Origin of the sequence: Nesterenkonia natronophila (assembly GCF_003595215.1) — a bacterium.
In the GTDB taxonomy this organism is placed as follows: Bacteria; Actinomycetota; Actinomycetes; order Actinomycetales; family Micrococcaceae; genus Nesterenkonia; species Nesterenkonia natronophila.
In genome coordinates this window covers 247,632-259,486 of the sequence record NZ_QYZP01000002.1, presented here as the reverse complement: position 1 = coordinate 259,486, position 11,855 = coordinate 247,632, and the positions used below count along the sequence as shown (strand labels likewise).

At 62.1% G+C, this 11,855-nt stretch carries 15 protein-coding genes; 11 read left to right on the top strand and 4 right to left on the bottom strand.

Annotation, left to right across the window (positions count from 1 at the left end):
• From D3250_RS06360 to D3250_RS06330, 8 genes are read left to right on the top strand one after another with little or no spacing between them, the layout of a single operon-like run.
• Positions 1–315: an acyl-CoA carboxylase subunit epsilon gene (locus tag D3250_RS06360; protein WP_119902536.1), complete on the top strand. Its 315-nt coding sequence runs from the start codon at positions 1–3 to the stop codon at positions 313–315.
• The gene (locus D3250_RS06355; protein ID WP_225973188.1) at positions 312–1,049 is read left to right on the top strand and encodes a Maf family protein; all 738 of its coding nucleotides are present in this window, start codon (positions 312–314) and stop codon (positions 1,047–1,049) included. The genes D3250_RS06360 and D3250_RS06355 overlap by 4 nt, the downstream gene beginning before the upstream one ends.
• Positions 1,046–2,833, top strand: coding sequence for an acetyl/propionyl/methylcrotonyl-CoA carboxylase subunit alpha (locus tag D3250_RS06350; RefSeq protein WP_119902535.1), 1,788 nt, complete (start codon positions 1,046–1,048; stop codon positions 2,831–2,833). The genes D3250_RS06355 and D3250_RS06350 overlap by 4 nt, the downstream gene beginning before the upstream one ends.
• A gap of 35 nt (positions 2,834–2,868) precedes the next feature.
• Positions 2,869–4,002: a PQQ-dependent sugar dehydrogenase gene (locus tag D3250_RS06345; protein WP_119902534.1), complete on the top strand. Its 1,134-nt coding sequence runs from the start codon at positions 2,869–2,871 to the stop codon at positions 4,000–4,002.
• Entirely contained in the window at positions 3,995–4,738 is a 744-nt protein-coding gene (locus D3250_RS06340) for a M50 family metallopeptidase (RefSeq protein WP_119902533.1), read from the top strand. The genes D3250_RS06345 and D3250_RS06340 overlap by 8 nt, the downstream gene beginning before the upstream one ends.
• Before the next feature lie 12 nt (positions 4,739–4,750).
• Positions 4,751–4,876, top strand: a complete 126-nt coding sequence (locus tag D3250_RS12100; RefSeq protein ID WP_264080528.1) for a hypothetical protein — start codon at positions 4,751–4,753, stop codon at positions 4,874–4,876.
• Positions 4,877–4,898: 22 nt separating this feature from the next.
• Positions 4,899–5,789 carry a formyltetrahydrofolate deformylase gene (gene purU, locus D3250_RS06335; protein WP_119902532.1) on the top strand — a complete coding sequence of 297 codons (891 nt, stop codon included), beginning with the start codon at positions 4,899–4,901 and terminating at the stop codon, positions 5,787–5,789.
• Between the two features lie 57 nt (positions 5,790–5,846).
• Entirely contained in the window at positions 5,847–7,145 is a 1,299-nt protein-coding gene (locus D3250_RS06330; RefSeq protein ID WP_225973187.1) for a THUMP-like domain-containing protein, read from the top strand.
• 16 nt (positions 7,146–7,161) lie between these two features.
• On the opposite strand, the gene D3250_RS06325 is transcribed toward D3250_RS06330, so the two are convergent.
• Positions 7,162–7,845, bottom strand: a complete 684-nt coding sequence (locus D3250_RS06325; protein ID WP_119902530.1) for a copper resistance CopC family protein — start codon at positions 7,843–7,845, stop codon at positions 7,162–7,164.
• A 47-nt stretch (positions 7,846–7,892) separates the two neighbouring features.
• Entirely contained in the window at positions 7,893–8,570 is a 678-nt protein-coding gene (locus D3250_RS06320) for a hypothetical protein (protein ID WP_119902529.1), read from the bottom strand.
• 106 nt (positions 8,571–8,676) lie between these two features.
• Between D3250_RS06320 and D3250_RS06315 the strand changes: the two genes are divergently transcribed.
• From D3250_RS06315 to ykgO, 3 genes are all read left to right on the top strand, one after another.
• Positions 8,677–9,432 carry an SDR family NAD(P)-dependent oxidoreductase gene (locus tag D3250_RS06315; RefSeq protein WP_119902528.1) on the top strand — a complete coding sequence of 252 codons (756 nt, stop codon included), beginning with the start codon at positions 8,677–8,679 and terminating at the stop codon, positions 9,430–9,432.
• A 127-nt stretch (positions 9,433–9,559) separates the two neighbouring features.
• Positions 9,560–10,564 (top strand): universal stress protein, encoded by a 1,005-nt coding sequence (locus tag D3250_RS06310; RefSeq protein ID WP_119902527.1) that lies wholly within the window; start codon positions 9,560–9,562, stop codon positions 10,562–10,564.
• Between the two features lie 460 nt (positions 10,565–11,024).
• Positions 11,025–11,147, top strand: coding sequence for a type B 50S ribosomal protein L36 (gene ykgO, locus D3250_RS06305; protein WP_119902526.1), 123 nt, complete (start codon positions 11,025–11,027; stop codon positions 11,145–11,147).
• A 195-nt stretch (positions 11,148–11,342) separates the two neighbouring features.
• On the opposite strand, the gene D3250_RS06300 is transcribed toward ykgO, so the two are convergent.
• Both D3250_RS06300 and D3250_RS06295 read right to left on the bottom strand, forming a co-directional pair.
• Positions 11,343–11,495, bottom strand: a complete 153-nt coding sequence (locus D3250_RS06300) for a zinc transporter permease (RefSeq protein WP_119902525.1) — start codon at positions 11,493–11,495, stop codon at positions 11,343–11,345.
• Positions 11,492–11,821, bottom strand: a complete 330-nt coding sequence (locus D3250_RS06295) for an ArsR/SmtB family transcription factor (RefSeq protein ID WP_119903016.1) — start codon at positions 11,819–11,821, stop codon at positions 11,492–11,494. Before D3250_RS06295 ends, D3250_RS06300 begins: the two co-directional genes overlap by 4 nt.
• Positions 11,822–11,855: the final 34 nt, after the last annotated feature.

Below are 11,855 nucleotides of genomic sequence, written 5' to 3'. Positions count from 1 at the left end.
ATGACACTCGACCGCGAAATGATCACGCCGCCTCCCGAAGTTGGGTCTGCCAGTCCACCGGACCGCGCACCGGGTTCCGAGGAGCGCACTCTTCCCCTCCAGGGCGTAGAGCTGACGGAGGAGGAGCTGGCTGCTGTGGTCGCCGTTCTGGCCACACTGGCCTCCTCACCCTCGGACGCCACTGACGCCGGAGGGACGGGCCCTGCCGATCGCGCGCTGCAGCGCAAGCACCGCCTCGCTCAGGATCAGCACGGACTGTGGGGCAGGCCTGGACCGGCCTCCTGGAACCAGGCCACCGGCGGGGGTCTGCGGTGACCCCGGCACGGCCTGATCAGCCGCGCCTGGTCCTGGCTTCAGCCTCGCCGAGCCGACGCATGATCCTCACCGAGGCCGGCATAGCCTTCGACGTGGTGGTCTCCACGGTGAACGAGCCGGCTGTCGTCGCCTCCGCCGTTGACGCAGGTGGTCCGCTCAGTCCAGCCGAGGAAGCCCTCCTGCTGGCCCGGGCCAAGGCCGAAGATGTGGCTGCCCGCCCCAGAGCGCGCGGAGCCTTGGTGCTGGGGTGCGACTCGGTCTTCGAACTGGGCGGCGTCACCTACGGCAAGCCATATGAAATTGATGTCGCCGTCGAGCGTTGGCAGCTCATGCGGGGACAGACCGGGACCCTGCACACGGGGCATTGGTTGGTGGACACGACCGAGAACCCCCAGTCGAAGCAGAGCAGGTGGTCTGCACCGGGGCTGGAGTACATCCTCGGTTCAGCTCCCACCGGACAGACTCGTGAGCTTAGCGCCGCGGGAGAGACCGTCTCCTCTGATGTTCTTTTCGGGCACCCGACGGGTGAGGAGATTCGAGCCTATGCGGAGACTGGAGAGCCGCTTCAGTGTGCCGGAGCCTTCACTCTCGAGGGCGGTGCGGCAGATTTTATCGAGCGGGTAGACGGTGACCGCGAGGCGGTCATCGGAGTCTCTCCTAGAGCAGTAGCACGGCTCATGGAGAGACTGGGACATGATTTGAAGGAATACACGGGAGTAAGGAAAGCCCCATGACAGAGTTCTCTAAGGTGCTCATCGCTAACCGCGGCGAAATTGCGGTGCGCATCATCCGCGCCGCGCAAGACGAGGGCCTGTCCACCGTGGCGGTCTACGCCGATCCGGACCGCGAGGCGGTGCATGTGGGTCTGGCTGACGAGGCCTACGCTCTGGGCGGCGCCAGTGCCGCCGATTCCTATCTGGTCGTCGAAAAGATTCTCGCGGCAGCCGAAGCCACCGGGGCTGACGCCGTCCATCCGGGGTACGGCTTCCTGTCGGAGAATGCCGAATTCGCCCGTGCTGTCATCAGCGCAGGTCTTGTGTGGATAGGTCCCAGCCCCAAAGCGATCGAGCGTCTAGGCGATAAGGTCTCCGCGCGTCAGATCGCCGAGAAAGTGGGGGCTCCACTGGCCCCGGGCACCAAGGAGCCGGTGAGTTCAGCCAAGGATGTGCTGCGTTTTGCAGAGAAGCAGGGTCTGCCGATAGCCATCAAGGCCGCTCACGGAGGTGGCGGACGCGGCATCAAAGTGGTTCGCGAGCATGACGAGATTGTGGAGCTCTACGAGTCCGCCGTTCGGGAGGCCACCGCTGCTTTCGGACGGGGTGAGTGCTTCATTGAGAAGTACCTAGACCAGCCCCGACACGTCGAGACACAGTGTTTGGCGGATCAGCATGGTCACGTCGTCGTGGTCTCAACCCGCGACTGCTCACTGCAGCGGCGCAACCAGAAGCTCGTCGAGGAGGCCCCTGCGCCCTTCCTCACCCGTGCCCAGAATCGCCAGCTGTACCGGTCCTCCAAAGCTATTCTTAAGGAGGCTGGGTATGCAGGGGCGGGGACGTGCGAGTTTCTCATCGGCGCCGACGGCACCATCAGTTTCTTGGAGGTCAACACAAGGCTGCAGGTGGAGCACCCGGTCACGGAAGAGGTGGCAGGCGTGGACCTGGTGCGCGAACAGTTCCGCATCGCTCGCGGGGAGCGGCTGGGCTACGACGACCCACCGCCGCGCGGACACAGTCTCGAGTTCAGAATCAATGGGGAGGACGCGGGACGCAATTTCATGCCAGCACCGGGCCGCCTGGAACGCTTCGACCTGCCCACTGGCCCCGGAGTTCGTGTGGACTCCGGTGTAAGGGCCGGGGAAACTATCTCGGGTGCTTTCGACTCTATGGTGGCAAAACTGATCGTCACCGGTGCGGACCGCCGCCAGGCACTGCAGCGGGCCAGGCGCGCGCTCCAAGAAATGACGATTGTGGGTATGCCGACTGTCATACCCTTCCACCGCAAAGTTGTGGAAGACTCAGCATTCGCGCCCGAGCTTGAGAAGCCACGAGCCAGGAAGTTCTCCGTCCACACCCGCTGGATTGAGACTGAGTTTCACAATGACATAGTGCCTTTCAACGCCCTCACGGCACATCCCGATACAGGCGATGCCGAAGGACGCGAGGAGGTGGTGGTGGAGGTCAACGGGAAGCGTGTTCGGGTCAACGTTCCTGCTGCCATGTCTGCCGGAAAGCTGCTCGGCAACGGTCAGTCCGTGTCCAAGAAGAAGCGCCGCAACCGCACTGCCACAGCAGCCGCCGCCAGTGGCGACTCCCTCACCTCCCCTATGCAGGGCACCGTGGTGAAGGTGGCGGTGAAGAACGGCACCAAGGTACAGGAAGGCGACCTGGTGGCCGTGCTGGAGGCGATGAAGATGGAGCAGCCGATCACCGCCCACAAGGCCGGCAAGATCAAGAGTCTCAAGATTGAGCCCGGCACAAGCCTCAAAGCCGGTGAAGTTCTGGCCACTATCCCGGACTGAGCCTCTGCTAAGCATCTGCCGCTACCGTGGTCTGTATGCGAACAGTTCTCACGCTGGTCTCGACGTCCTGCCTGTTGCTCATCGGCTGCGCATCGGACAGGCCGGCCAGCGGGGAAGAGACTACGGATACCGACGCCGCGGCGCCCGCCACAGCGTTCAGCATTGCCGAACACGATCAGTTCGAAGCTCCTTGGGCCCTAGAGTTTCTCCCCGGGACCGATGATTTGCTGATCACCCAGCGCACTGGTGGGCTCATGCTGCGGGACCAGGCCTCGGGTGAGGTCCGTGAGGTCAGCGGCGCCCCCAACGTGGATTCCGCGGGTCAGGGCGGCATGCATGATGTGGTCGCATCCCCCACCTTTGAGCAGGACCAGGTGGTCTACCTCAGTTGGGTCAGCTCATCCGACGACGGCGCTCAGGGCCGGGTGGGTCGGGCAGAGTTGAACTTGGATGAGGCCGAGCTGGGTGACATTGAGGAGATCTGGCAACAGGACCCGGCCCAGAGCACCGGTCACTTCGCCCTGCGAATGCTGATGCACGAGGATCACCTCTTCGTTACATCCGGTGATCGCCAGGAGAGTGACCTGGCACAAGACTTGGAGTCGAATCTCGGCTCCATCGTGAGACTCACCTTGGCAGGCGAGCCTGCACCCGGGAGCCCTTTCGCCGAAGACAGTGACGCCGCGGCGGGCCTCTACACGATCGGCCACCGGAATCCCCTGGGCATTGCCGCAGACAGCCAGGGAAACCTGTGGTCTTCTGAAATGGGCCCTGAGGGAGGCGATGAGTTGAACCTGATTATCGAAGGCGCCAATTACGGGTGGCCCGAAGTGTCGATGGGCGTTCACTACGGCGGCGGTGAGATCCCCGACCATTCCGACAACGACGAATTCGAACCACCCCGGACGTACTGGGTGCCGGCGATCTCCCCTGGCAATCTGCTGATCTATCAGGGTGACCTGTTCACCGGCTGGCGGGACAGCGCGCTGCTCGGTGGACTTTCGGGCCAGAACCTGGTGCGTGTGGAGCTCGACGGGGAGTCCGCCGAACAGGTCGACGAATGGGAGATGGGGGAACGCATCCGTGCTGTGGAGGAGGCTCCTGACGGAGCCTTATGGATCGCGACCGACGCAGGCGCCCTGATGGAACTCCGCCCTCCGCGTGATTGAGAGTGCGCAGTCGGCGGTTGACGCCGTGGCAGAGCGTTGGGGCGTTGAGGCCTCTCCTAGTCCAGAAGCCGTGACCCTGATTGTGGCAGCGGTAGCGGTGCTCACGGCAGTTCCTGGGATCTGGCGTGTGGCACGGCAGGCCTCGACCATCATCCACGAGATGGGTCATGTACTGGCCGCGTGGCTGACCGGCCGTCGCGTCTCGGGGATCAAGCTGCACTCTGATACCTCCGGTGTGACCGTATCCCGGGGACGGCCGCAGGGCCCGGGACTGCTGCTGACGTTTATAGCTGGTTACCCAGCGCCCGGGATTCTGGCCCTCGGTCTCATATGGTTGGCCGCATCCGGCCATTCAGGAGCTGCGCTGACTGTCTACCAGGCAGTGCTCCTGCTGGCTCTGATGCTGTCGCGGAACTTTGTGGGCATATTTTCTTGCCTGCTGGCTGCGCTGGGCACCGGGCTGATCTGGTGGCACAACGATCCCGATATCGTCGGGTACACGGTGGTGGCACTGGGCGTTTTCTATGCGCTCTCCGGTGTACGAGGGACCCTGGATCTTCTCCGGGTTCACCTCAGACCCCGATCTCGCTCTGCCTCCGCGGTCTCCGCTACCGACGCCACACAGGCGGCCCGGGCCTGGCGGATGCTGCCGATCCCAGCCGCGCTGTGGCTCATGATGTTCTTGGTCGCCAGCCTGGGTTGTGCAGTCGGAGTTTTCTGGCTGCTCTTCCAGTAACAGGCGCTCTCAGTGCGCGTTCACCGAGTGTTATTGGACGAGGCCGCCGCTACTATGAGGGAGACCGGCGCCAACATGCTCCCCAAGTACGAAGAGATCTCCCTGGGTGGCATGGCCGTCAACGTCACCGAATGCTGAGACTTCAGGAGGACGATGCACGATGGTACCGACCGCACACAGCTCAGACCCGCAGACCAAGCGTGAGCACGTCCTGACATTTTCGTGCCCCCAGCGTGCTGGGATCGTCCATTTGCTGACCGGTGTCTTGGTGCGCCACGGCGGTGACATCATCGAGCTCAAGCAGTTCGACGACTCACGCACAGACCACTTCTTCTCTCGCGTGCATTTTTCCGTCAGCAGCATGGACCGAGCAGTGCCCGATACATCACTCGAACAGGACTTCGCCGACTTGGCGTCAGAGCTGAATGCTGACTGGAGTCTCTCACCCCACGGAGCACGCCAGCGGGTCATAATTATGGTGTCCAAAGCGGGGCATTGCCTCAATGATCTGCTCTACCGGTCACGCGTGGGAGAGCTCCCCATCGAAATCGTCGCGGTCGTCTCTAACCACCCAGACCACCGCGAGCTGGTCGAGTGGCACGGAATTCCTTACTTTCATATACCGGTGACCAAGGAGACGAAGCCGGAGGCAGAAGCAGAGCTCCTGAAGTTGGTGGACCGGTTCGACGTCGACCTGGTGATCCTGGCCCGTTACATGCAGATACTCTCGGCGCAACTGACCACCGAACTTACCGGACGTGCCATCAATATTCACCACTCTTTTTTGCCGTCCTTCAAGGGCGCTAAACCCTACCACCAGGCCTACGACCGTGGGGTGAAGACGGTGGGAGCCACGGCCCACTATGTCAATGATGAGCTCGATGAAGGGCCCATCATCGCCCAGCAGGTGGTGCAAGTGGACCACACCTATGAGCCGGAGGACCTGATCGCGGCAGGACGCGACACGGAGTGCAAAGCATTGGCCAACGCAGTCAAGTGGCACTGTCAGAACCGAGTCTTCCTCAGTGGCAACCGCACGGTAGTGCTCTGAGCCCAGGGGGCAGCCCGAAACACGAGCATGAGCCACGCCCTCCGATACGGTGGAGGGGTGTCTGAGCCCGCTGCAAATTCGCTGAAACCACTCCTGAATCGGGAAGCGTGGGAGCTGCTGAACTCCCTCCCCTCGTACGATCAAGAGACCTCTGATGCGATGAACGTGACACTCCGTAAGCAGGGGTGGGATCCACAGACCGTGGCGGCGGTACTCACTCAGCTGCGTCTCCGCAGAGATGCCCGAACCAAGTTCGGAACTTTCGCCGATAAGCTGCTGCTGACTCAGCATGGACTGGAGCAAGCCACCCGGCTCCAGGTGGCGGCCCGCCATGCTCGGCGTTTCCGGAAAGCCGGTATCACGCACGTAGCGGACATGGGGTGCGGCCTAGGAGCGGACTCCCTAGCGTTCGCCTCAGCAGGCCTGAGAGTCACAGCGCTGGAGGCCGATGAGACCACAGCCGCAGCCGCACTGATGAACCTGCGGCCCTTTCCCGAGGCCCAGGTAGTCCACACCACGGCTGAGAAGTGGGTGGAGCAGCACCTCAACGAGGACGAATTCCGCGGTCTGGGAGTGTGGATGGACCCCGCCCGCCGCACCGATCACTCACGGATCTGGGATCCTGAAGAATTCAGCCCGCCACTGAGCTTTGTCACCAAGCTGGCCGCCACCGGACTCCCACTCGGTGTCAAACTCGGTCCCGGGATCCCCCATGACCTCATACCGCCCGAATGCGAGGCAGAGTGGGTCAGCGTCGAGGGCGAACTGGTGGAAGTCACCCTGTGGTTCAACGCCCTTGCCCGACCCGGTGTGAGACGAGCAGCGACCGTCCTGCCCTCCTCATCTGGTGAGATTGCCTCCATGAGCGCTTCCCCCGGAGAGACAGGTGGCATCGGGGCGGCGGAACTGTCATCACCTGAAGACTTCGGCCAGGAGCCGGCCATCTCGCCGACTGGTCCGGCTGGACTGTATGGCGTGCTGTGGGAGCCGGATCCCTCGGTCATCCGATCCGGACTGGTGGCGCAATTGTGCGAGCAGGTCCAGGGGCGACTTCTGGATGAGCGCATCGCGTATTTCTGCAGCAATGAGGACGAGCGCGCAGGGCCGCTACTGCTGGCGCGACGATTCCGGATCCTGGAGGTGATGCCATTCTCGGCCAAACGAATCAAACGATGGTGTGCCGCTCACCACGTCACCAGCATCGACATCAAGAAGCGAGGCGTAGATGTTGTGCCGGAACAGCTGCGCCAGCAAGTCTTGCCGAGAAAGCCCCACGGCTCGCACAGGCATGTCACGATCGTCATCACGCGTCTGGGCAACACCCGGCTGGCCGCCGTCGTGGAACCCTTGGGCTGACTCAGGTCAAGTGGGACTAGCCCTCCCTCGCAGTGCGGCCGCGTCGGCGCGCGGTGAACCAGGCCACTGCCGCCACGCCGGCTAGTGCCGATGCAAGCGCAACCCAGAAAGGGCCTCCCCATTGACCGGACTCGTCTTCGGTCTCCGCCCCACTCAGGGCGGCGTCGTCATCAACCTGTTCCGTTGGAGCCGGCTCGGCTGCTGCGGTCCCGGCATCTGCGGTCTCAGTGGGATCCTCTGGGGCCTCCGCCTCCTCTGGTTCCCCCAAAGCCGCATCGTCATCCCCCTCGGTCAACGGTGCGTCCACCTCAAACGAGAAGCCCAACTCTTCACTGTGGCCATCGGAATAGACCACGCGGTATCGGATCTCGTACTCACCATTAGGCAGCGGCTCTGGGATATCGGTGCGCATGGTGGATCCCTCAACTTCTGCGGGCTCCTCGGAAGCCCAGTCCTCCTCCTCCGGGCCAAGAACCAAGATCTCATTGGTGATGGCGTCGCCGGTGGTGAGACCTTCACCAAAGAACTCCAGAACCACCTCATCAGGAGATGCTTCGAGCACCTGATCGGCCTCAGGTGTGGAAGCGATCAAAGTGTCATGGGCGTGGGCCGGAGCAGATGCGACCGCACCCAGACTCATCCCTGCCAGCGCGGCGATGCCCAACCTCAGCGTGGCAGAAGAGTAAGGAATCGTATTCATAGCGTGATCTTTCCTTTTCGCAAAGTGGAATCAAGTGTGGGCAGCTTCTACTTGACGAGTGATGGCGGGCCCCGCAGCGTGCGCGGTCCTGAACCGAGCCAGGCGATCGGCGCATTTTCCACCCTTCGAGCGGTATCCGCGTCACTCGGCGGGGGTATATTCCGGGAGAGATCGAGATCAAGAAGCATCAGCGCTGGCGCGATGGCGATCCGGTCTACCATGCCACGAACCAGTGCGTCGCCGAAACAAAACAGCCCCAACGCACTCAACGCAGCCACGAGGTGAGCCAGCAGCATTGTCGTCTCGGTCTGCGCTGCCAGAGAGGGCGCAGCGCCTCCACCCGTTTCTACGAGAGTTGCTGGATCAGGCGAGTCGGCAGCCCTTTGGAGAGATGCGTTCGCTGTGACGCCGTGGTGCGCGTGGCTCTCGCGAGCTAGACCGGAGGAGGTCAATGTCGGACCAGGGAACAGTGCAAAGAGACCGTGCAGGACCACTTGACTGCCCAAGACCGCACCTGCCAACCGGCCAGGACTCATCAGCGTGCCGGACAATTGGACACAGATCGGAAGACTCACGACCAGAGCCAAGATCACAACCAGAAAGTGCGGAGAGTGATGGCCTGCCGCCGCATGCGCGAGGACTGCGGACCCCACCCCAACTAAGGCAGCCAGAGCTCCGCGGGTCAGCTGGGCGGGGGCGAAAAGGCGCCGCTGGTCATCGGCCACTGTCCAATTCTACAACTCGTAGAAAACCCTCCCAGCGAACGTCTACCTACTACTCAGATCGCGGCCTTGATAAAGTCACAGCGGCACGTGCTCCCAGCTACAGGAGATGATGATGTTCACAGGAAAAGTCGCGCTCGTCACAGGTGGCGGATCAGGTTTGGGCGAATCTATCAGCAAGGACCTCGCTCAGCACGGGGCGAAAGTCATCGTGACCGATATCAATCTGGAGACCGCCCAGAACACCGCCGAGGCGATCAATTCAGCCGGGGGCGAGGCAGCCGCATTCGCCCAAGACACAGCACAGGCGGAGGATTCCGAGAAGGCCGTCGACTTCGCCCTGGAGACGTTCGGAGGCCTGCACTATGCCGTCAACAACGCCGGCATCGCGGGGCAGCAGGCCCCAGCTGGCGATCAGGACCTCGACGACTGGAATCGGGTCATTAACATCAATCTCAATGGCGTCCTCTACGGGATGCGTTACCAGATCCCGGCTATGCTCCAACAGGGCGGCGAGCAGTGCGCCATTGTCAATATGACGTCCATTCACGGTTCGGTGGCTGCTATCGGCAATGGCGCCTACACAGCCTCCAAACACGGCGTCGTGGGTCTTACCAAGAATGCTGCCGCGGAGTACGGCCCTCAGGGTCTCCGCATCAATTCTGTGGGCCCCGCCTATATCGACACACCCTTACTTTCTGGTCTGCCTGATGACGTCATCGAGACTTTGAAGAGCCGGCACATGCTTGGACGGCTGGGCCGCCCGGAAGAGGTCGCCACAGTGACCCGCTTCCTGCTCTCGGAGGACGCCTCCTTTGTCACGGGAGCCTATTGGCTAGTGGACGGCGGTTACACCGCAGTTTAGGCTCCGGAGAAGTCTGAGACTCGGCACCTAATGGATATCCCAAGACGGAGCGGGAACCTTAGCATATGATGAGAGAACACCCAACAGGGGGTGCCAGAATGCTGGTCACTCTAGGAAAGAGGCTGTCATGAGCAAAGATGTTCACACCAATGAGTCCGATGTGTCCTTTGATTCTCCTGAGAGGCGACTCGGTGTCCTCGTGGGTTTCGACGGCTCCGCATCGAGCATCGCGGCCCTGAATTACGGAGCCCGAGTCGCGCGACGCCGCGGCACAGCGTTGACCGTGGTCAACGCTTACAGCATCCCCCCCAGCATGTACGTCTCGCCCAGCGCCGCGCCCGAGAAGCATGAGGCTCAGGAGAGGGCCGAGGCGTCAGAGCAGTTCCTGGACGAGGCGCGGAAGCACCTGCGTGACTACTCAGGTGAGGTTGCCTACCGGAGCGAGGTGGGAGACGCTGCGGGCGTCATGGTTGACCTCTCTTCGGATGCCCAACTCGCGGTCGTCGGCGCCCGCGGCAGAGGCGGATTCCTCGGCAGAGTCCTCGGTTCTGTCGCTTCAGCACTGCCAGGCCACTCCCACTGCCCCACAATCGTCGTCCCGCGGAAGTTCCAGACTAAGGAAGAGGGTGGAGAAGCAAGTTCCCACCTGGACCGGGCCGATACCCCCGTGGTCGTGGGAGTGGACAGTTCTCGCGAGAGTCGGGCCGCTCTCCTGCAGGCCGCAGAGGCCGCGGAGGAGCGCGAAACCTCACTTCAGCTGACCATGGCCCTGCCCCTACCAGGCACCCTGCTGTGGTACCCCGAGCTCAAGGACAGCGACCTACTCGAAAGTCGCGCAGCCCAGCTGAAGGATTTCCTCGATGAGGAAGTCCAGTGGTTGGCTCAGCACTACCCTTCACTCAAAGCCACGACCTTATTGGAACCAGGTGACCCCATCGCCGTGATGAGCAAAGAGACGAGTGCCGCGCAGCTGACAGTTCTGGGAACCCATGGGCGCGGGAATTTCTCGGGCGCAGTACTCGGTTCGGTCTCTCGCGGCGTCCTGCTTAAGGCTGAAGGTCCCGTGATGGTTGTCCCATTCTTGGAAGATCCGCGTCTGGACCGGGCGGACGCCACCGGCTCCGACCTCTGAGTCCCACTGTTCGCGATCACGCCGCCGTTTGAGCAGCCACGTCAGTGCTGTGAGATGCGGAAACTCGCGCAGCATTGCTGCGCCAATGGCCGCTAGCAGCACCGGCTGGTCGCTACACGCCGTGGCAGTGATCGCGAACATCAGAGTGGCGTGTTGCGCAGGTACGGTGAAGGCCAGCAGCGATTAGTTGCGAAAGACCATCATCAGCGCGCGCTCACTTCACTGAGGACCGAGGTCATCAGGAGGAGACAGACTAAGGTGAGTCGGTCATGGCCGACCTTTGCTGTCGCAGACGCGTGCGGAGCTCTTCTGAGCATCAGTGGTCGGCGGTGCTCCACGCAGGGAATGGATCTGGAAAAGTGGCCCACAGCTCGGGTCCGCCGACCAATTCATTGTCTGTCATCTCCATGTTCCACGTAGAGTTTATGCTAATGCTACTCATTCGCAATTGGAGGCACAAATGAAGGTTCGCAAATCGCTCCGCTCACTGAAGATGCAACCCGGTTCCCAGGTGGTTCGTCGGCGCGGCAAGACCTACGTCATCAACAAGCAGAATCCGAGGTTCAAAGGGCGGCAAGGATAAACCCTCACAGCGGCAGACCCAGAGAGTTCAATCTATTCAGCGGGAGAGCCACGTAACTGAGTGCCGCCCTCGCCGTGAGCAGTTGAGGCCCTCGCGAAAGACCCTCATCGAGACTTCGCTGAGCGGCTGACTCTAACGTCGACGGCACCAGCCTGCGGACCAGCTGTCGACAGACTAGGGCCGTGACGCCGAGGCTCAGTGCTCGTCGTAGTGGTCTTCGTGCTCAGCATGCCGGTGGCCATCGTGCACGTAGTCCACATGATCCCCGTGCTCCACTGCCTCGTGGCCGCAGTCAGGACCGTGTTTGTGATCTCCTATGGTGTGCTCTGCAGTCTTGTGATCATTCATGGCGAAACTCCTTCTGCCGCTGGCTGCGACGTGGTCCCTGCGGTCTCTTGGGCGTGAGCAATGGCATCGTTGACCACGTGCGAGACGTGATGGTCCGCGAGCCGGTAGTGCACTTTTTTGCCGCGACGATCGCTCCGGGCAAGCCCAGCCTGCTTCAAGGTCCGCAAGTGCTGAGAGACCAGTGGTTGTGACATGCCTGTCGCCTCCACCAGAGCACCCACCGTTAGCGGCTCCTGCTGGATCAGCTGCAGCAGCCGAAGCCTCGACTCGTGGCCGAGGACCTTGAACAGTTGAGCGGCCTGGGCCAACGCCAATTCGTCGCTCACAGTCACATTTCACCACACATATAAATTCATTGCA